The sequence below is a fragment of the Streptomyces sp. genome (assembly GCF_035645055.1).
Taxonomy (GTDB): domain Bacteria; phylum Actinomycetota; class Actinomycetes; order Streptomycetales; family Streptomycetaceae; genus Streptomyces.
Genome location: NZ_DASQNH010000017.1, coordinates 1 through 18,518, shown reverse-complemented (window position 1 = coordinate 18,518; position 18,518 = coordinate 1). Strand labels below are relative to the sequence as shown.

At 70.0% G+C, this 18,518-nt stretch carries 19 protein-coding genes and 1 pseudogene; 8 read left to right on the top strand and 12 right to left on the bottom strand.

Translation table 11 applies throughout. The features are described 5' to 3' along the window. The first annotated feature begins 58 nt into the window (after positions 1–58). Entirely contained in the window at positions 59–577 is a 519-nt protein-coding gene (locus tag VE614_RS04825) for an RNA polymerase sigma factor (RefSeq protein ID WP_324932499.1), read from the top strand. Between the two features lie 104 nt (positions 578–681). On the opposite strand, the gene VE614_RS04820 is transcribed toward VE614_RS04825, so the two are convergent. After that, on the bottom strand, positions 682–1,368 hold the full coding sequence (locus VE614_RS04820; protein WP_324932496.1) for a PAS domain-containing protein: 687 nt from the start codon (positions 1,366–1,368) through the stop codon (positions 682–684). A 612-nt stretch (positions 1,369–1,980) separates the two neighbouring features. On the opposite strand from VE614_RS04820, the pseudogene VE614_RS04815 reads away from it, so the two are divergent. After that, positions 1,981–2,199: pseudogene (locus VE614_RS04815) on the top strand (hypothetical protein); the annotation flags it as partial. 210 nt (positions 2,200–2,409) lie between these two features. Here VE614_RS04815 and VE614_RS04810 read toward each other — a convergent pair. Beyond that, positions 2,410–2,772 carry a MerR family transcriptional regulator gene (locus VE614_RS04810; RefSeq protein WP_324932493.1) on the bottom strand — a complete coding sequence of 121 codons (363 nt, stop codon included), beginning with the start codon at positions 2,770–2,772 and terminating at the stop codon, positions 2,410–2,412. A 73-nt stretch (positions 2,773–2,845) separates the two neighbouring features. Here VE614_RS04810 and VE614_RS04805 point away from each other — a divergent pair, with 73 nt between their 5' ends. Continuing rightward, complete coding sequence (locus tag VE614_RS04805; protein WP_414719512.1) at positions 2,846–3,706, top strand: NAD(P)-dependent oxidoreductase; 861 nt, start codon at positions 2,846–2,848, stop codon at positions 3,704–3,706. A 402-nt stretch (positions 3,707–4,108) separates the two neighbouring features. On the opposite strand, the gene amcB is transcribed toward VE614_RS04805, so the two are convergent. The 3 genes from amcB to VE614_RS04790 form a co-directional block, all read right to left on the bottom strand. After that, on the bottom strand, positions 4,109–5,239 hold the full coding sequence (gene amcB, locus VE614_RS04800) for a cyclophane-forming radical SAM peptide maturase AmcB (RefSeq protein WP_324932487.1): 1,131 nt from the start codon (positions 5,237–5,239) through the stop codon (positions 4,109–4,111). After that, positions 5,236–7,398 (bottom strand): tetratricopeptide repeat protein, encoded by a 2,163-nt coding sequence (locus tag VE614_RS04795; protein WP_324932485.1) that lies wholly within the window; start codon positions 7,396–7,398, stop codon positions 5,236–5,238. Before VE614_RS04795 ends, amcB begins: the two co-directional genes overlap by 4 nt. A gap of 223 nt (positions 7,399–7,621) precedes the next feature. Next, entirely contained in the window at positions 7,622–8,956 is a 1,335-nt protein-coding gene (locus VE614_RS04790) for an alpha/beta fold hydrolase (protein ID WP_324932483.1), read from the bottom strand. A gap of 68 nt (positions 8,957–9,024) precedes the next feature. Here VE614_RS04790 and VE614_RS04785 point away from each other — a divergent pair, with 68 nt between their 5' ends. The 4 genes from VE614_RS04785 to VE614_RS04770 all read left to right on the top strand — a co-directional run bounded on the left by VE614_RS04785 (position 9,025) and on the right by VE614_RS04770 (position 13,153). Next, positions 9,025–9,642, top strand: a complete 618-nt coding sequence (locus tag VE614_RS04785; protein WP_324932480.1) for a TetR-like C-terminal domain-containing protein — start codon at positions 9,025–9,027, stop codon at positions 9,640–9,642. 261 nt (positions 9,643–9,903) lie between these two features. Continuing rightward, on the top strand, positions 9,904–10,290 hold the full coding sequence (locus VE614_RS04780; RefSeq protein ID WP_324932477.1) for a hypothetical protein: 387 nt from the start codon (positions 9,904–9,906) through the stop codon (positions 10,288–10,290). 499 nt (positions 10,291–10,789) lie between these two features. After that, on the top strand, positions 10,790–11,869 hold the full coding sequence (locus tag VE614_RS04775) for a serine hydrolase domain-containing protein (RefSeq protein WP_324932474.1): 1,080 nt from the start codon (positions 10,790–10,792) through the stop codon (positions 11,867–11,869). Between the two features lie 756 nt (positions 11,870–12,625). Then, a complete protein-coding gene (locus tag VE614_RS04770; protein WP_324932471.1) occupies positions 12,626–13,153 on the top strand; it encodes a M23 family metallopeptidase in 528 nt (175 codons plus the stop codon). A gap of 412 nt (positions 13,154–13,565) precedes the next feature. On the opposite strand, the gene VE614_RS04765 is transcribed toward VE614_RS04770, so the two are convergent. Further along, complete coding sequence (locus VE614_RS04765) at positions 13,566–13,940, bottom strand: transposase (protein ID WP_414719511.1); 375 nt, start codon at positions 13,938–13,940, stop codon at positions 13,566–13,568. Between the two features lie 10 nt (positions 13,941–13,950). Between VE614_RS04765 and VE614_RS04760 the strand changes: the two genes are divergently transcribed. Further along, complete coding sequence (locus tag VE614_RS04760; RefSeq protein ID WP_324932468.1) at positions 13,951–14,085, top strand: hypothetical protein; 135 nt, start codon at positions 13,951–13,953, stop codon at positions 14,083–14,085. A gap of 214 nt (positions 14,086–14,299) precedes the next feature. Here VE614_RS04760 and VE614_RS04755 read toward each other — a convergent pair whose 3' ends face one another. The 6 genes from VE614_RS04755 to VE614_RS04730 all read right to left on the bottom strand — a co-directional run bounded on the left by VE614_RS04755 (position 14,300) and on the right by VE614_RS04730 (position 18,310). Next, positions 14,300–14,719, bottom strand: coding sequence for a peptidase inhibitor family I36 protein (locus tag VE614_RS04755; protein ID WP_324932465.1), 420 nt, complete (start codon positions 14,717–14,719; stop codon positions 14,300–14,302). Positions 14,720–15,230: 511 nt separating this feature from the next. Beyond that, positions 15,231–15,620 carry an SH3 domain-containing protein gene (locus VE614_RS04750; RefSeq protein WP_324932462.1) on the bottom strand — a complete coding sequence of 130 codons (390 nt, stop codon included), beginning with the start codon at positions 15,618–15,620 and terminating at the stop codon, positions 15,231–15,233. A 217-nt stretch (positions 15,621–15,837) separates the two neighbouring features. Beyond that, positions 15,838–16,830, bottom strand: coding sequence for a helix-turn-helix domain-containing protein (locus VE614_RS04745; RefSeq protein WP_324932459.1), 993 nt, complete (start codon positions 16,828–16,830; stop codon positions 15,838–15,840). A gap of 433 nt (positions 16,831–17,263) precedes the next feature. Continuing rightward, positions 17,264–17,500 carry a hypothetical protein gene (locus tag VE614_RS04740; protein ID WP_324932926.1) on the bottom strand — a complete coding sequence of 79 codons (237 nt, stop codon included), beginning with the start codon at positions 17,498–17,500 and terminating at the stop codon, positions 17,264–17,266. Between the two features lie 68 nt (positions 17,501–17,568). Next, positions 17,569–17,715: a hypothetical protein gene (locus tag VE614_RS04735; protein ID WP_414719510.1), complete on the bottom strand. Its 147-nt coding sequence runs from the start codon at positions 17,713–17,715 to the stop codon at positions 17,569–17,571. A gap of 94 nt (positions 17,716–17,809) precedes the next feature. Then, on the bottom strand, positions 17,810–18,310 hold the full coding sequence (locus tag VE614_RS04730) for a GNAT family N-acetyltransferase (RefSeq protein ID WP_414719520.1): 501 nt from the start codon (positions 18,308–18,310) through the stop codon (positions 17,810–17,812). Between the last annotated feature and the right edge of the window lie 208 nt (positions 18,311–18,518).

Below are 18,518 nucleotides of genomic sequence, written 5' to 3'. Positions count from 1 at the left end.
CCCCTCCGCCTCCACGCACCCCCGCCCGCCCGGCTGCCGTAAGGAGCCTCTGCCCGACATGACCACCGTCAGCGAACTCCCCTCTCCCTTGACGCTGCTCTCCCGAGCCCAAGCGGGCGACGAGTACGCGATGAACCACCTGCTGACCGGCATCGCGCCCTACGTCGCCCGCATCTGCCGGTCCATCACCCACGACGACGGCGCCGACGCCACGCAGGAGGCGCTGCTCGCCATCTACCGCGGCCTGGGCTCCCTGCGCGAACCGGCGGCGTTCTACGGCTGGGTACGCTCGGTGACGGTCCGCGAGGCCGTCCGCACCGCCAAGCGCTACGGCGAGGAACACAGCTGCTCCCAGCTGGAGTCGCGGCAGGAGGCGAACCCCCTGGACGCCGTGCACATCAGCGACGTCCTGGAGCGTCTGTCCCAGGCACACCGGCAGGTCCTCACCCTGCGTGCCTACGGGCTCAACGAGGAGGAGATGGCCGAGGTGCTCGCCCTGCCCGTGGGCACCGTCCGCTCCCGTCTGTTCCGGGCCCGCCGCCGGTTCCAGGAGGCGTGGCAGCCCGCGGCGGCGTGAGGCGGACGCCGGGCGCCCCGGAAGCCGGCTCCATGACGAAGGCGGCCGTGGCGGTGACGCACCGCCACGGCCGCCGCCAGGGCTCCGGTGAGCCCCGTGCCGCGCTACCGCACGTGTTCCGGGAGGACGCGCGGGGGCCACTGGCCGGCGGCGAACATCCCGAGCGCGTGCGCGCGCGCCACCAGGGCGGGGCGGTTGGGCGCGTCGAACCTCCGCAGCATCTGCCCGACGCGGTACTCGATTCCCTGACGGCTCAGATAGAGGCGGGAGGCCAACTGCACCGTGGACTGGCCACTCGCCACACCTTCCAGGACCTGCGCGTCGAGGGCACTGAGCACCGGCCCGCCGGAGACCGCGTCCGAGGCCCGGCGCAGGAAGACGACGACGCCGACCAGGTCACCCGAAGGATTCCTGACGGCGACCCCCGTGACCTCCGCACAGAAACTCCCGCCGGCGCCGTCCCGGCCCGTCACACTTTCCGTGAATCGTCGACAGCGCCCCGAGGAAAGGGCGGTGAACTGTCCCCGCAGCCGGGCGGGAACCGGTGAACGGAGAAGGTCGAGAAGGCCGTACCCGCATATCTCGTCGGCGCTCAGGCCGAATTGGCGGGCGAATTCGGGTTCCGCGGCCGTGACGACCAGGTCTCCGGGAGACGCGTGGGCCGTGCAGGCGCTCGCCGACGTGGCACCGCGGGGCGCGCCGCTCCCGGCGAGGTCGGGATGGGCGGGAGGAGCCGGGGTGGCGGCATGCTTCTTGTGAGGCGAGGCGTCGGGGAAACTCGTGGTCGCCACGGACGTACCGTCCTTCTTCCTGCGCGTGGGGGCTGGGAAGGGTGAACGAACGCGGAGCGGGCCGATGCGCTGTGCCTGGGTGTCGACGAGCGCCCGGTGACGGCGCGTGCCACCTCGCCGGTGGCCGCGGCCGGGTGTCCGCGTCGTCCCGGGCGGGCCGGCGGCGGGCGCCGGGCTCCCGGGTCGGGTCAGAATGAGCAGAGGAAGCGGCGCCGAGGCGGCCGGCACCTGAATAATATGGATAACGTTGTCATGGCCATTCGATCTCGTTGTCCCAGAGGGGATCGCATCAGGGGAACGCTTTCGAGGCTAAGGCTCGGCAACCCCTCTGGCAAGGGTTTGCAAGGTGATCTCGGTAACCTGTCAACTCATTTTGATTCGGGCCCATTTCGGGCAGCCTGAACCCCCGAACCAAACACCCTCCGCAGAGCCGGACACCGTCTCCGGAACGGACCGTTGACCTGTGCTCGACGGCTTGTCGCCCGTGCCCTCTTCATTCAGCGCTGACAATTTCGCGCGCCCGATCGGGCATGCCGGAATTCGAGAGGCCCTGCCGGGCGCACCGCACCCTCTCTCACCTGTGCGCCACCAGCACAATCCCCAGGGCCCTGCATCCCCAGGCAACTGCTCCAGGTGCAGCTGCGGGAGCTGTTGCAGCGTGTGCTGCCGGAGGCGCCGATCCGGCTTCAAGGCGGTGGCCGGCGCCGACGCGGCGATCGGGAAGTACCGGCCGCGATCGTGTTCGTGGCGACGCCGGACTGTGCAGGGTGGCAGTTGCCGTCCGCGTCGTTCGGGCCGTCGGGAGCCGCAGCCCACCGGCGCTTCGCCGACGACGGCCGGCGGAAGGCCGGGCCGCCGCAGGAGAGACGGACCTTGGTGGTCAGGCCGCCTCGGACCGGCCGGGTGCCTGGCCGGCCGTCACGCCCCCCGGCGCGGTCCCGGACGATCGCGCCCGCGCGCAAGTGCGCCAGGTAGCCGGCCACGAGCCGTAGCGATCCGGCAGGTCACGCCGCGGGCCCCGGCCCGCAACCGCGACAACACCTAGCCGGCCAGCCGTCGTTCCGTGGCCGCCAGGTACTCGCGCAGTGTCTCGCGGGACTGGACGAGCGTGTCGATCTGCTCGTCCAGCCCGGCGATGCGCGCCCGTAGGAGGTCCAGGGTCTCCGGGCAGGGCTTCAGATCGGGGGCCGCGCCGGTGACGCACGGTTGGAGATACCCGATCTCCTGAGTCGACAGCCCGGCGTCGAGCAATCTCCTGATCTGGGCGACGGTGATCACGGCGTCATCACCGTACGTGCGATAGCCGTTGCCGCCGCGATCGGGCACCAGCAGGCCCCGCGCCTCGTAGTACCGCAGCTGGTGCGGGTGGACACCGGTCCTCCGGCTCAGCTCTCCGATCAGCATGCGAAGCACCCCTTGACCTTCATACCGGTGTGAACGTTGACGATTGTGCCCCCGAACGGAGAAGGAGCACATGATGCACACCGGCACACCCGTCACAGTCCTGGGTCTCGGCCTGATGGGCGGCGCCCTTGCCGGGGCGTTCCTGAGCGCGGGACACCCGACGACCGTGTGGAACCGCACGACGGCCAAGGCGGACGACATCGTCGCGCGGGGCGCGGTGCTCGCCGAGTCTCCGGCGGCCGCGATCGCGGCCGCCCCGCTCGTGGTGGTCTGCGTGTCGAACTACGACGCCGTGGCCGACGTCCTCGACGGGCCGCTTGACGGCCGGGTCGTGGTGAATCTGACATCAGGTACGCCCTCGCGTGCCCGAGCACTCGCCGAGGAGGTGGCGCGCCGCGGCGGCGGCTACCTCGACGGTGGGATCATGGCCGTCCCGGAGGCCGTCGGCACGGCCGACGCCGTGGTCGCCTACAGCGGGCCGCGACCGCTGTACGAAGCTCACGCGTCCACGCTGAACAGTCTCGGTACGGGTCTCCACCTCGGAGATGATCCCGGACTGGCGACCATGCACGAGATGGCCACGCTCGTCCTCATGTGGGGCATGCTCGACGGTTTCCTCAACGGCGCCGCGATCCTCGGCACGGCTGGTGTGTCCGCCACGGCCTACCTCCCCCTCGCACTGACGGCAATCGACACGGTGGCCGGCTGGCTGCCCGACTACGCCCGGCAGGCCGACCACGGCGTCTACTCGTCCGACGACGGCACTGTCGGCACCCACCTGGCGGCGATGGCGCACGTGGTCGAGGAGAGCGAGATGCTCGGCGTCAACGCCGAACTGCCGCGGCTCGTCAAAGCGCTGGCCGAGCGGGCGGCGGCCGCCGGACACGGCGCCAGCGGGTACGTGGCGCTGGTGGAGCAGTTCCGCAAGCCATGAGTCGCGAAGGACTCCGGCAGCCATGCGGTACAGGCTGGGAAAGGACCGCGAACTGGACCGGGCGGCGGGAGGCGGACGCCTTCCACCGGGCGGATGCCGGCCTGCGTGGACGGGCTGTGACTGCGGCGTGATCACCCCGCCGGTTGCGCCCGCTGCCGGCCGAGCAGTCCGCGGGCCTCACGTGCGGCGTCGGGGGAGCTGGTCAGAGAAATGGGTCGACCGGACGCCGGCGTGGCGACTGCGACGGCTGACGGGACTCACCGCGGGGGCGAGGGAAGGATCGGGTCCGTGCCACCCGAATAGAGCGTGGGGGCGTGCGTGCACGCGGCGTCTCCGCACGCCTCGCAGACCTCGGGATCCGGCACGGGAAACCGGCCCGTGCCCAGGGACCGGATGCGCTCCTCAAGTCCGGGCCTCTTCGGCACGTCGTTCCGCATCGCGCATGACTCCTTCCATCAGGAGTTTCCTGCTGTTGCGGCAGAAATGGGTCTCGGTGGCATCCAGCCGGCCGGTCTCGAAGTACTTGTTGGCGGCCTGCCCGCCACGGCAGTACGCGAACAGGTCACATACGGCGCGACAGGCTTCGACCCCGTCGAGTGCCTCTGCGACCCAGGGCGTCTCCTCCGCGCGGGCCAGGCAGCCGGCCAGCCCCAGCTCCCGTACATCGCCGACAGTGAACGGGCCGTGGCGGGGGGAGGAGAAACCCGCGAGGTCCGGACTCAGTGCCACCACCTGACCATCCCAGGTCACCATGGGGAGCGGATCGGCCGGCTGGTCGGCCCATCGCCCGGCCACTCCGGCCAGCTCCGCCCTGACGTACCGCCAGGCGTGCTCCACGTCACGCAGGGACATGCGCCGGTCGGCGCGTCCGCGGGCGGCCAGCGTGGCCCAGAAGTCCGCGACATTCTCGTCGTCGCGAACGGTCCAGGCGTTCACGCCCTTGCGTTCCACCAGGTTCACTCCCAGAACGCCGCAGCCGAGAGCGGCGAACCACTGATGCAGCTCGGCCGCCTTGCGCGGGGACGGATCGGCCACAACAGCGATGGCGCCGAACGCGATTCCGTGTTCTCTGAGCAGCCCGATACCGCGCAGCGCGCGGTCGGTGGCGTCCCGGCCACCGCGGTCCAGACGGTCGGAGCCGGGGCCCGGACCATCGAGACTGACGGAGACCTTGATCCGCCGCTCCGTGAAGAGCCGGCACCACGCCTCGTCGATGAGCGAGGCGTTGGTCTGAACGGCGTGCCGTACGGGGTGCTCGCGGCCCGGGGGAAACCGGTCCAGCAGCCCCCGCAGACGGGACACTCCCGCGGTGAGCGGCTCGCCGCCGTGCCACAGCACCGTGACCGGGTGGTGCTCCGACCAGGCGCCGACGGTTTGTGCGACGGCATCGGCGACCTCGTGGGACATGAAGCGGGCGAGCCCCCGAGCGGGCAGGTAGCAGTAGCGGCAGTCGAGGTTGCACAGCGGGGTCGGCTGGAGCAGTAGCAGGGAACTTGTCCTCGCCAGTCGAGGCCGGAGCGGCGGCTGCTTCATCCCCTCCCCGCTTCCCCGAGCTGTTCGATTCGCTCCGCGGCGGCGAGGTGTTCGAGCGTCTCGCTCTCACCGTGGGGGTCGGCGAGCTCCCGGAAGAGGCGCAGGGCCTGGAGATGTGCGTCGCGGGCCGCGTCCCGGCGACCCGCGCGCCGGAGCGTGACCCCGAGGTCGTTGCCCGCGACCGCTTGCCGGTGCCGGTCGCCCAGGTCCTGGTACTCCCGTACAGCGAGCAGATGCGCATCGACGGCTTCGTCGAGCCGGCCCAGCGCGGACAGGGCGGCACCGAAGTCGTTCCATGCCGTGGCGTGGCGTTCGCGGGCGCCCAGCTCCTCGAAGACATCCCGAGCGGCGGTGTGCGCCGCCAGAGCCTCCTCCAGGCGCCCGGTCTCCCGGAAGGCACGCCCCAGATTGTTCGTCGCGGTGGCCTCACGGAATCGGTCACCGACCGAGCGGAACATCTCCCGGGCCCGGGTGAGCGCGACGAGCGACTCGTCGAACCGGCCCAGCTTGAACAGGGCGCGCCCGAGGTTGTTCCAGGTCGATGCCTCGGCCTGGCGTTCTCCGCACGCGTGCACCAGCTCACGGGCGCGTTCATGCGCCGCGATCGCCTCGTCGAATCTGCGCACTTCCGTCAAGGAGACCCCCAGCATGTCCCAGGACATTCCCTCCTCGAGCCGGTCGCCACGCTCCCGGTGGATCTCGCACGCCCGGTTGTGCGCCGCGACGGCCTCCTCGATCCTGCGGTTGTTACGCAGAGCCAGTCCGAGACGGTTCCATGCCTTGCCCGCGTTCAAGCCTTCGCCCAACGCGCCTGCCGTCTCCGCGGCGCACCGGAAGACGGACACGGCGTCGTCGAAGTACCGTCGCCAGCTGAGATAACCGTGAAGGCGCAGTGCCAGTCCCAGTCCGGCCCGGGCGTGGGCGGGGTCGGCTGCCCACAGCGCTGCGGAGACGAGGCTGGTGCGCTCGCGGTCGAACCAGCTCAGCGCGTCCTCCCGGCCGCTGAAGTCGGCCGTCGGTGGCCGGCCGGGACGGGACTGCAGAGAGCGGTCGGCCGCCTCGGCCCGCCGCTGGTAGTGGGCGAGGAGCCGGGCCCGTGCCTGCGTGCCCTCCTGCCGCAGCGCCTCCTGCCGGGACACCTGGTCCAGCGCGTAGGCTCGCACCAGGTCGTGCAGCGTCCAGCAGCCCCGCATGCTGCCGGGTGCGACCAGGTGGGCGCGGATCAGTATGTTGAGCTCCCGCCGCGGCAGAGCCTCCGCTCCGCAGAGCACGGTGATCGCCTCGTCGCTCGTCTCCGCTCCCGGCGCGAGCGCCAGCAGGCGGAACAGCCGCGCGGCTCCTGGAGCGAGGCGGCGGTACGACAGGTCGAAGGCGGCCCGCACGCCTCGTTCACCGTCGTCCAGGTGATCGAGAAGCGTGGCGGAATCGGACAGCTCCGACACGAGTTCCGCCACCGGCTTCTCCGGATCGGAGATCAGCAGAGCAGCCGCGATCTGCAGCGCCAGCGGCAGCCGCCCGCACAGCTCGCACAGCCGTCCGGTCGCCCCAGGGTCGTCCTGGACACGCCGGTCGGCGGAGGCCGCCGTGCGCAGCGCGCTGTGCAGCACGTCCCGCGCCACCTCCGGCCGGAGGATGTCCAGACGGAGCAGGTGGGAACCGAGCTGCGGCATGGTGTCACGCGAGGTGACGAGCACCCGGTGCGCGGTATGGCCAGGCAGCAGTGGCCTGACCTGTCCGGGATGCGAGGCGTTGTCCACCAGGATCAGCACACGGCCGCTCGTGCGGGCCCGCTCAGCCAGGACCGAGCGGTAGAGCCCGGCACGCTCGTCCAGCGTGCCCGGCACGTGCGCGGCCGCCACGCCCAAGGCGCGCAGCAGGGCCGCCAGGAGTTGTTCCGGTCCGGCGGGTGTCTCGTCGTAGCCGTGGCAGTCGACGAACAGCGCGCCGCCGGGGAACCAGCCGCGTTCTCTGGCCGCGTGAGCGGCCCGTACGGCCAGAGCGGTCTTGCCCACGCCGCCCAGCCCGGCCACCGCGGTGACCGGGACCGGAGTGTGGCCGGTGTCAACGGGGGCCAAGGCCGTCAGCAGCGAGCCGAGTTCCTCCTCGCGCCCGGTGAACTCGGCTGCCGGTGGGGGGAGCGAGTCTTCTACGTGTGGCATGGGTCCGTAGTGGTGATGGTGGTCTACCTTCGTCCCGATCGCTTCGGCCCAGAACGTCCCGTTCCTGAAGTCGATCCGGTCCCCGCCATAAGTGTCCCCGCTCACATGGCCATACTGCCCTTAAAAGGAAGACCCCGACAGATTGCGGGACATGTTCGGGCCGGGTGCCGTCGGCCGCCCAGGGCTCGGGCGACTTTCCTTCCAAGGTGCCGGCGCAGCGTCTTCATTTGTGGTCGCGCAGGAAGGCAGGGATCTCGTCGCGGGTCGGGTGGTTCGGCAGGGGGGCGGGCTTGCCCTGAAGGAACGCGGTGATGACGGCGGCAGCTCGGTCGGTGTTGCCGTCCAGGCCGTTCCACATGTGGTTTCCGACTCCGGGCATGTACTGCGTCCGCTGGACGGCGGGGTCGTTGGCGAGGATGGTGGTGGCCCATTGACGGAGCTGGGAGGAGCACTCGGCGATCATCAGCATCGCGGGGGTCCGGGACTGCCTCAGTCGCGGGGCGATGGAGGGCGAGTCCTTGACCGTCCGCTGGACGCGGAGGCTGGCGGCGGGGCTGAAGGAGAAGTTGTGTGCGGTGTCCTCGGCGGGGATGCGGTGCGCGTCGCGCGCGCAGTAGGCGGATGCGGTGTCGCTGCCGAGGTCCGCGGCGGTGAACGCGTTGTCGCCTTCGGCCTGCCCGATCAGTCCGGTGTCGGGGGTGAGGAGTCCGAGTCGCATGAGGCCGAATGCAACGGCGTACCGGGGGACGGACGTCGAACGCGGTCCGGTCATGGCCGGCGCGAGGCCCCGTGCGGACTTTCGCCCCTTGTGCCCGGTGATGTGAGCGGTGGGGCCGTCCATGGGGCCGGGCTCGGCGATGATCGCCCGGTGCAAGCGTGCGGCGACGTTCGGGTCGGCCAGGGCTCGGGTGAGCACGACGCCGCCTGAGGAGAACCCGAGGACGTCGACCTTGCCCTTGTCCAGGCGGTCGACGAAGGCGGCGAGGTCGCGGACCGACCTGGAGATCGTGTACTGGCCCATGGGGAGAAGGTCGCTCCGTCCGCCACCGGCCTGTTCATAGGCGTAGACGTCGTAGCCCTGGCGTGCCAGGAGTTGAAGGAACCGGTGGTCGAGCACCGAGATGCCGCGGACCGGTCCGCCGTTGAGGTACACGAACGGGATGGGATGCCGGGTGCCGGGGTTCGCGGGCGGGTAGTGGTAGACCGCGACCCGGCTGCCGGTGGCCAGGCTCCAGTGCTGCGTGGCTACGAACGGCAGGGCAGGCGGATACCGGCGGGCCGTCGGCACGGTCGGGACGCAGACCGCCGCCGTCAGTGCTGCCGTGACAACCACCGGCAGGAACGGCACGAGCCGCTTCGGCCAAGTGCGGCGCCTCCCCCGCCACATGGCGAGGGCGGTCCCGGCTCCCAGGGTCATCGACCATGCGGCGAGCCCCGAGCCTGCCCCGTCTGTGAGGGCGATCAGTGCGAGAAAGACGACGACGAGGGCCGCAACGGCGGCCAGGGCCAGCAGTAAGCGTCCGGTGAAGCGGCCGAGACGTATGGCGGACGTGAGCACGGTGGACCTCCGGCAGTTTCAGAACGCTGTTTCAAAACGACGTTATCAGAGAGGGTAGGCTGCTGGTCGTGGGTAGGCCGAGAACAAACGACGAGGCGGTCAAAGAGCGGCTCGTGGTGTGCGCGACCGAGATGCTCGCCACCCGTCCGCGGGAGGCGGTCACGGTCCGCGCCGTGGCCGCTGCTGCCGAGGCGTCGACGACGGCGGTGTACTCCTTGTTCGGCGGCAAGGACGGGCTGATCAGTGCGGTGCGCGACAGAGCCGTCGACGGCCTGTTCCAGGAACTGTCGACGGTGCGAACCTCCGCGGACCCGCTCGCCGACCTCTACGCGCTCGCCGTCGCCTACCGCCGTTGGGGGCGCGGACACAGCCACCTGTACACGGTGCTGTTCGGTGGGGTGCAGTCCTTCAACCCGTCGGGGGAGGTGGGTGCCGGTGACCCCGTCCGTCCGCTTCTCGCGGCGATCGATCGCGGCTTGACGGCGTCCGTCCTCGCCGGCGAGGCAACGTCGATCGCCCTGTCGATCTGGGCCACCCTGCACGGGCTCGTCACTCTCGAACTGGCCGGGGCCCTCGACTCCGCCACGGCCGAAGCCGCGTTCCGCTCGACGATTCAGGCCACGTTGCAGGGCTGGACGACCCCGGCGGTGTTCCGCAGCCTTCGCCAAGCCGAGCCAGCTCCTTGACGGGGTCAGGGCCGGTGTCCGGGCTCTCCCGGTCCCAGCCGGGGAGGTGGGCGTGGTCGATGGTGCGCACGGCGGCGGCGATGACCACGCGGCCGGTGTGTTCGCCGTCGTGAGGGCGGCCTTTGTTCCGCCAGTTCGGGTTGCTACTACTCTTCGTCTGCCGACGGCTGACCTGCTGTTGTGTCTGGCATCGAGGCAACAGCACCGTTGCAACCGCTTGACCCCGTTGCGGTGAAGTCTTCCGCTGCGAGGATGTGCTTCATGGTGAGCGTGGAGGAGAGGATCCAGGCCCGGAAAGGCCTGCGGTTGGGACAGAGGCTTTCAGGGACGGTTGCCGCGGTCCCGAATCCGGGCGCGACGGGGATCTTCGTTGACATCGGCCTTCCGGTGGGAGGGTTCGTCGACGTGCTGTTGCTTCCGTCCGCCGCGGAGCGCTGGCCCGCGGTGGGGACCGTGACGGAGTTCCAGGTCTGGTGGGCCGATGAACGGCCGCAGGTGCGACTCAGGCCCGTAGAGCGCCAGTTCCTGCGCGAGGACTTCGACGAGTGGCTGGCCCGGTGGCGGCCGAGCTGGCCGGAGAACGTACCCGTGGATCAGGCGTGGGTTGAGGCGGAAGCGGCGGCCCGGCGGGATGCCGGTGAGGTTTGAGGAGACGCTGCGTGGGGCCGGATGGCGGCCGGGGCGACGCGTCCCGGTTCAGCAGTGGCGCGAGATGCTGGAGGCAACCGGGCTGGTCCGGATGCATGAGGCCGCCGAACGCTGGATCGCCCGAGCAGGTCGCGGGCATGGCGCTCTTTGGTGAGGACGCGGCCGGCGAACTCGCGGTCGGCGGCTGTGATGCGGTGTCGGTAGGTGTCGGCGGCGGGCCCACTGACATGGTCACCGTTGGTAAGGGCTTGTTCGTCGTCGCTCTCAGGCACTCGATGCGGTAGAGCCAGTCCTCGCGCGTACTCATCGGGCATACCAGCGAACGAGCTCGGTCCGCGAACTCCTGCACTGCTGTCAGGGACAGCGCGCTGTGCGGTGGACATGGTCCACCGCGTGTGGTCACGCGCCCAACGCGACTGTTGATGTTGGCGGCTGAAACAGTTTCACTCAACACGGCGTGCGCATTCGCACGCCGTACCGAGCGACGAAGGAGTGGACCGTGGATCGACGAAAGCTGCTGGGCACCGCGGCGGCCGCGGGCGGTGTGGCGCTGATACCGGGCAAGGTCATGGCGGCCGGGGACGGTCTGGCCGCGCAGGTGCGGCCCTACCTCGACCGCGCGCTGGCCGCCGGTGCCCCGAGCGTGGTGTTCGGCGTCGTCCGCGGTGGCCGGCGGTATGTGGCCGGTGCCGGCCAGGACGGCCCCGCCCCCGACGGCAAGACCGTGTTCCAGCTCGGCTCGATCGGCAAGACGCTCACCGCCACCGCCCTGGCGCGCGCGGTGGGTGCGGGTACGGTGCGCCTGGACACGCCGCTCAGCCTGCCGCCCGGGTTCACCGTCCCGCGCGGGGACACCCGGCGGATCACCCTGCGCGACCTGGCGACCCACTCCTCCGGCCTGCCCCGGCTCCCCGCCAACCTCCTGGCCGGCGCGGACCCGTACAACCCGTACGCGCACTACACGCTGGCGGACCTGGCCGCCGGTCTGCCCCAGACCCCTCTGGACAACGAGCCAGGCAGCGCGTACGCCTACTCGAACCTGGGTTTCGGACTGCTCGGCCAGGCGCTGGCCTTCAACGGCGTGGACGCGATGCTGCAGCGCCGGGTGGCCGCACCGCTGGGCCTGTCGGACACGACCACGACCCTGCGGCCGGACATGGCCTCCCGCAAGGCCGTCGGCCACATGGCCGGGGAGGCGGTACCCGACTGGCGCGACCGCGTCCTCAGCGGTGCGGGCACCTCGATGTACAGCACCGCCGACGACATGCTCCGGTACCTGGATGCCCAGCTGCGCCCGGAGCGCTCGCCCCTGCGGGACGCGATCGAGCTGACGCAGCGACACCACTTCACCGACCCCGCCACGGGCCTGCGGCTGGGGCTCGGCTGGCACTTCGGAACGCTGTCCGACGGCCGGACCGTGACCTGGCACAACGGCGGCACCTACGGCTTCAGCACCTGTGCGGCGTTCGACCGGAAGAGCGGAACGGCGGTGGTGATGATGGTGAACACGTACAGCGAGGCCTCACATACGTTCGACGCGTTGGTCTTTGCTCTGCTGGGCGAGCTCGTGGGTTCCTGAGCCCATCCCACCGCCGGGGCGCCGGGTGCCTGGCCACGGAGGACATGCTGTCGAGCCCGGCCCCGCACCGGCGGGTTCGTCGAGGACGCCGTCCCGGAGATGCCTGACGCCAGCAGGGTCCCCACCCATAGTCACACCAACAGGCCGGGCCGGGCGGTGCTTCTTATCGGACGTCGACCTGACAGTCAGCGCCGTGTGCAGGTCGTGACCGAGTGGACCGGTGACCACGCCTGCCCGGTGCACTCCGGGCCGACGGGGCAGGGCATCAGGACGGCGAAGCCGAAGCCGAAGCCGCCCGCGCCGTCGCGGCGTCCTCGGGCACGCGCCGGTCGGCCGGGGCGGGCCCTGCCGCTCCAGGCACACCGACGGCAACGTGGAGACGAGGACCGCGACGGTCGGCGTGCCGTGGCGCTTGACGGCCATCACCAGCTCCACCCGCACGGGCTGTTCGACGTCGGCCGCGTCGATGACGGTGTTTGTGACCAGGTGACGGCCTCGTCGCAGAGGTTGTTGGTCCGGGGTATCCGTGGAGGTTGCCGACAAGGCGGTTGCCCGCTGGCCACCTGCCGCCGGAGGCCGTCGTCGTATCGTGCGCCGCGCGGGTGACGGCACGTTTGGGCCGGCCTGCCGTACGCGGCAGGCCGCGGAACGGGATGAGGTTTCACCCGGACGGCCCGTGGACTTCGACGGCGCTCTCGGAACACTTAACCGACATCGCTCGTCAGGCAGTACTCCTGAGTGGGAAGAGGTTCCCCGGTGGCCGCATTCACCATCGACATCGCCAGCCCCCTACAAGCGTCGGCGTTCACGGGAGACCTCCGTGGCCCGGGCATCGGCACGCATGCGGAGGGTGACTGGTACAACCGCTTCGGTATGGATCTGGGGGCGAACCCCGGCACGGAGGTCCGCGCCGCGTTCGACGGCCACATCACCCGCTACAACCATCACAACCCGTCCACCGATACCGCCGAGAAGTACGGTGCGCAGATCTTCGTGAGGGCACACAACAACAGGATGGGCGGCGCGTACATGCACCTCACCGCCGTGCCGTCCAAGCTGGCGGAAGGCGTCTTCGTCAGCAGGGGTGAGCGACTTGGCGAGGTCATGGCCTTCGGCCAGACCTCCTCGCACCTCCACTGGGCCTTGGTCGAGATCATCGGCGGTCTGCCGGGCGGCACCTACAAGGGCGTGGACCTGCACAAGCACCTGGTGGCGGCGACCCGCTCCGACAGCACGCTGACCGTGCAATTCCACCAGAACGGGGCGGCCCCGACCGTCATCTGATCCGTACCGCCTGGCTCGAACCGCCCGGCTGCCGCCGCCAGCCCAGCTCAGGCGCTGCCCGACGTCGGCGGTGATCAGGGCGGCGGCGGCCTCGTCAAAGTGGCGGGAGGGATCGCCGTTGCGATCGGGGTTCGATCTGGTCCGCCTTGCGGGCGACGGTGCTGCCCAGCTGCGCGAGCGCGGGGGAGAGGCCACCGAAGACGTCGATGTCCTGGATCCCGCACACGATCGCAGCGAACGCACAGGCGTCAATGTCGTCGGCGGTCAGGTCACCCTCGGTCTGCTGGGGGCAGCTGGGCGATGCCGAGCGAGGCACGGACGACGGTCCAGGCGGGTGCGGGTGCGGGCGCGGCCGGTCACCGGGTGGTCGCCTTGGTGGTGGCGACCAGGCCGGCAATGACCCGCGCGTGCTTCAAACGGATCTTGCCCAGAGCAAGAACGACGCGAGTGTGACCGCTGTTTCGTAGGAAGTGGCGGTCTTCTCGTGCCTCGCTGCGGTGCCGCAGAAGGTCTTGAGCCGGTTGAAGGAGCGTTCGACGGTGTTGCGCCGACGGTAGGTCTCCCGGTCGAACGCCGGGAGCCGGCCGCCGTGACTGCCGCGATGCCGCCGGTGCCGTTGCTGATCGGACTTTTCGGGGATCGTGTGCCCGATTCCGCGTCGTCGCAGGTAGCCGCCCGATCCACGAGAGCTGTATGCCTTGTCCTCGATCACATGCTCGGGCACGGCGTCAAGGCCGGCCAGGACCCGTGCGCGGGACGCGGATCCGCTCCAGGAGAGCCGACGCACAGATGCTGCCGTGACGCTGGCCGGGTGTCACGAGGACGGCGAGAACGAGGACCAGTACACCCCTCTGCCCGTCGGGCTCGCCCTCGTCGGCAGCGGCAAGGACTTCACCCGCTACGGAGTCCTCCTCGCTGGAGGGGGCGGGTGACCGTACGGGGAACGGTCACAGTGACCGTTCCCCGTACGGTTCCTCCTCGCGCCCCTTGCGTCGCACGGCGTCGACCTGCCCGCGCGAGTTGGGGACGAGTCACTCATCGCACTGTTCGACGAGCGACACCGAATCACTCCGGTCGCGCTTCGGCGGCTCACCGTGCTTCCAGCCGCTCGGCATCACGGCTGGTCGGGCTGCGACCTTTTCTCGATCACTCATTGACGATGCGGTAGGCGCTGACCCACGCTCCGATGCTGCTGTAGCCGGAACCGTCGATGACGATCGAACCCCCGGTGCAATTGGAGTGGTCCCACAACTCCACCCGGCGATGGTCAACCTCGGTGCGGGCGGATCGGACCCTGTCGTTCCAGCTGTCGCCGACGTACTTGCACTCCCCTACGTTTCCGTCGAACCACCGATCCGGACCTGTGAAGCCCGTCGAGGAGTAGGCGTGCCAGCTGGCGGCCGCCGCACGGGCAGGGCCGGTGAGGGAGTCGGCGGATGAGGATGTGCGGGATTGGGCGGGTGACGCGTCGGCGACTGCTGTGTTGGCGCCGGCTGACAGCAGTCCAGCCGTGGCGAGCGCGGCGGCGACTGCGACCAGCCGCTTGATCGGGACTGTCCTTTTCATGAGTTCTCCTAGTCGATGGTGTCGGTCACAAGCGAGCACGTCCGGTAGGACGGCGATCTCACCAAAGTTTTCAGCTCTGTTTCGAATGTCCGTGCCCCGTGGCTTGCCGCTTCCCTGGACAATGCGTGTTCTCCTTCGGGTGGGCCGAAAGAGTCACCTTTGCCGGCCAGGCATGAGGGATGGCGCACGGCGCAGACGACTGCACAACTGCCGGACGTCGGCTTTCTCGCGGAGAGCGAGGGCTCCCACATCCCGGCACGGGTCTGAGTGAGCACGGTGGCAAGGTGGTGGCGGTGGCCTCGTCCGCGGCAGCGGGAGGGGCACCGACGGGCGTCAGGAGGGCAAGGCCTTCCCTTGCTGTCTGCACAGTTTTCCGCGGGCCTGACGGGGACTCGGTCGCGGGTGCCGTCCGACTCTCACTGTGCCGGTGCCCCGGTTTCTCGTCTCCCCGCACCGGCGTGGGCTGCCAGGAGCGAGACAGGAGAACAGCGTGGAAGAACCTGACATCGTGTCAGTCGCAGTAGTAGTACAGGTACTGGGCCGAGGCCCAGCCGTCCACGTTCGTCGTGCGATCGAGAATATGGACGAAGCCGTTCTGGATCTGACCGCAGTACCAGCTTACGAAGTGGCTGCGGTAACCGAGCCCCAGCACGGTGCAGTCGATGCTGGGGCAGGACCGGATGCGGACGCCGTCGGCATTGAACTGCGCGCCGCCGGCGGGATCGTCGGCCATGACCGCCCGAACTGTCGTCGCCTGGCCGGCGGACTGGGTCACGCCGGCCGCTGTGGCGGTGGCGGTGGCGGTGAAAGGCAGCAGCGTCAGCGCAGCGGTGGTGGCGGCGAGGCCGAGCGCTCGGGACATGGTCTTCACAGTGGCGGTCTCCGATTCGGGCGTGCGCACGTGGACAGGTCTGTTTCCGATACTGGCTGTCGCCACGTCCCGTCCGGGCAGGCGTCACGCCTGCCCGGACGGGACGCGCGGAGTGCTGTCTCGTGGGCCTGACTGGTCGATCACTTCGAGGCGTAAGGCGAGCCGACCGAGGACCGCCGAATGCCGCTCCATGCCAACCGGTGACTTCTCCCTGTGAAAGGGTGCACGTCCGCAGCGGATCCTGTCGTTACCGGTGAGCGCACTGACCTTTAGTCTGCGCGCACTCCTCGCGGAACTGGCGCGGCGAAAGCCCGTAAGCGTGACGAAACGCCTGGCTGAAGTGCGCGGGGTTGGCAAAACCCCAACGAGCCGCGATCGCACTGATCGGGCGAGCCGCCGCCCGGGGGTCGGCCAGGTCGCGTCGACACTGTTCCAGACGGCGCTCGCGGATCCAGCCGGCAACGGTGCGCCCCTCCTGCTGGAACAGCTTGTGCAGGTAACGCAGGGAGATGTGGTGCGCCGCAGCGATCGCGTCCGGAGTCAAGCGCGTGTCATTCAGATTGTCCCGGATGAAGGCGTGGATCTGAGCCATCAGCGCTCGCCTCCGCGTGTGGGCCGGCACTGCCCTTTGCGTGTCCAGCGCGGTGGCCAGGGCGGTGGTCAGCACGTCGAGCGTAAGGGTGGACAACCGGGCGGTGTCGGACGGACTGAGTTCGTCCATGTGGCGGGCGAGTTGCATCAAGAACTGCGAAGACAGCGCACCGACACCGCGAGTGCCCGGAATCCTGAGGGCACTCAGGCGCCGCAGCTCTTGGGGAGGCAGCGGGAGCAGCGAGCGCGGAAAGCGCAGGAGGAGCAGCTGGCTCGCTGAGACATCCGGCGCGAACTCGGCCTGGTAGGGACGTGAGGTGTCGTACAGCACCAGATCCCCGGCTACGAAATCCGCGCGCCGGCCGTCTTGCGTGATCGCCCCGCCGCCGTGCACGAAGCAACCCAGCTTGAATACATCGGGATCGGCCTGGCGAATGAGCTTGGGTGTGCGGTGGACCGAGTGAGGCGTCGTGGTTATCAGCGCCGCCTGCACGGAACCGAACTCAGTGACACGGACCTGGGCTTGGAAGGACTTCTCCGACCGTGGTGCATAGCGTAATTCGTAGGGTACCCACAGCTTCGAGTTCATCTCGCGCCAGAAGGTGAACCGTTCCCTGGGTGAAACCTCGGCGGTGCTGATCACGTCCATGATCCACCATTTCGTCGTCTCCACGAGAGGGGCCCGGCAGAGCACGCTTCGTGCCACCGATGCCTCCCCGCCCCCTCTCCTGTTCGCCGGGCGGTCGACCTCTGGGAAAGCTCCGTCCGCCGTCCTCGAATACTTCCTGACGCCGGGCCTTCCGGTAAACCCTTTCGATCCTGCTCCGAAAGGCAGGGCTGATGCAATGTTCTATCGATCATGTGATGTCGCTGGCCAAGGCAGTCCGATCAAGTCCAGCGGGCGGGTGAAGGGTCTTCGCGGCGTCCTCGCCGACTGTGGTGTCTCTGACATGGAGCACGGCCTCGATGCCCCATGGTGCGCGAGCCGCAGGCGGCCTTGCTTCCACGGCCAGGTGCCGGGCGCCGGGCGCCCGCCGGGTCGCATCCGAGCAGGTCGGCAAGCCCGCCGGGACATACCAGGGTCAGGAGGAGCGGATCGTCGAACTCGATGGTGCGCGGCGCACGCCCAGCGGACCGGCGGGGCGCACGCCGAGACGGGCGAGCACATCCGAAGGCGCGTGGCGGGCGCCCTGGCCCACGGCCTGATAGGAGTGAGCCCCGGCCAGCACCGCGCAGCAGGCGGTGAGCAGGACCGATACCGACCCGGCCGACAGCGCCCACCACAGCGGGCTGCGCACCGCCGCCCTCCACGTCGCCATCCTGCGTGCCATCGCCGACCACGACGGTGCACCGCGACCCGGACCTGTGGGAACCTCATCCACGATGATCAGGCCCAACCGGGAAGGCCGGTCCTGTGGGCGCGCTCCAGGGTGCCCAGCCCGAGCGAAGCGCAGGTGGCGAAGACGGTGACCTTGTCGAACGGGCGCACCCAGTCGACCAGCTCTCCCACGTCCGTGGTGTTGGGGAAGGACACATCCTCCCCGCGCGGGGACGAAACCCCGATCGTCGGGCCAGTACGGCCTCCCTCCCGCCAGATTGCACCCGCGACAAGGAGGTCGGGGCGGCAGTTACGGGGTCAGGAACTCCAGCACGGGCCGGTCCCACGCCACCGCGGGCGGGTTCGCGGAGGCGGTCCCGGTACGCAGCGCGCCCACGCTGCGGTAAAAACCCTCGGCCGGGGGATGCGACACCACCCGGACACGGTCCAGCCCCGCCGCGCGCGCCTCGGACTTCATGTGCTCGACGAGCAGCCGCCCGATGCCGCGGCCCTGCGCCCCGTCCTCGACGAAGAGCAGGTCCAGCTCCGGCGGCACGAGGACCAGCGAGTAGAAACCGAGCACCCGGCCCGCGGAATCTTCGGTGTCGACGGCCACGAAGACCCGATGAGTTTCGATGTAGTCGGGCCCGACGCGGTAGTCCGCGACCATCGCCGCGTACTGACCCTCGTAGGCACGCGACCCGCGCACGAGTCGCGTAAGCCGCTTGGCGTCCCGGGCGACGGCCCGTCGTATGACGATCTCACCACGCACGGACGTAACACTCGACTTCATATGGAGCATATTACGCATCCGGAAAGAGGCCGGGCCCTCCCCGCTCCGCGCCGGGCAGCCCGGCGCACCAGGAGAGCCGGCCACCGGCCAGCGCTGCGGCACAACAGGGCTCAGGAACAGTTCGTGCAGCCCCTCGGCCTGGCCCTGCTGCTCTTGGTCGTCCTGGCTGCACGGCTGCCGGCGACTGCGCACCCGCTGGGAGAGACGCCACGACATCCGCGAAGCG

What these genes read in the sequence shown, in the direction of transcription:
- VE614_RS04755 (WP_324932465.1), bottom strand. Translation starts at nt 14,719, where the DNA reads ATGAAAAGGACAGTCCCGATCAAGCGGCTGGTCGCAGTCGCCGCCGCG.
- VE614_RS04730 (WP_414719520.1), bottom strand. Translation starts at nt 18,310, where the DNA reads ATGCGTAATATGCTCCATATGAAGTCGAGTGTTACGTCCGTGCGTGGT.
- VE614_RS04745 (WP_324932459.1), bottom strand. Translation starts at nt 16,830, where the DNA reads ATGGACGTGATCAGCACCGCCGAGGTTTCACCCAGGGAACGGTTCACC.
- VE614_RS04780 (WP_324932477.1), top strand. Translation starts at nt 9,904, where the DNA reads ATGGTGAGCGTGGAGGAGAGGATCCAGGCCCGGAAAGGCCTGCGGTTG.
- amcB (WP_324932487.1), bottom strand. Translation starts at nt 5,239, where the DNA reads ATGAAGCAGCCGCCGCTCCGGCCTCGACTGGCGAGGACAAGTTCCCTG.
- VE614_RS04740 (WP_324932926.1), bottom strand. Translation starts at nt 17,500, where the DNA reads ATGGCGACGTGGAGGGCGGCGGTGCGCAGCCCGCTGTGGTGGGCGCTG.
- VE614_RS04825 (WP_324932499.1), top strand. Translation starts at nt 59, where the DNA reads ATGACCACCGTCAGCGAACTCCCCTCTCCCTTGACGCTGCTCTCCCGA.
- VE614_RS04795 (WP_324932485.1), bottom strand. Translation starts at nt 7,398, where the DNA reads ATGCCACACGTAGAAGACTCGCTCCCCCCACCGGCAGCCGAGTTCACC.
- VE614_RS04810 (WP_324932493.1), bottom strand. Translation starts at nt 2,772, where the DNA reads ATGCTGATCGGAGAGCTGAGCCGGAGGACCGGTGTCCACCCGCACCAG.
- VE614_RS04805 (WP_414719512.1), top strand. Translation starts at nt 2,846, where the DNA reads ATGCACACCGGCACACCCGTCACAGTCCTGGGTCTCGGCCTGATGGGC.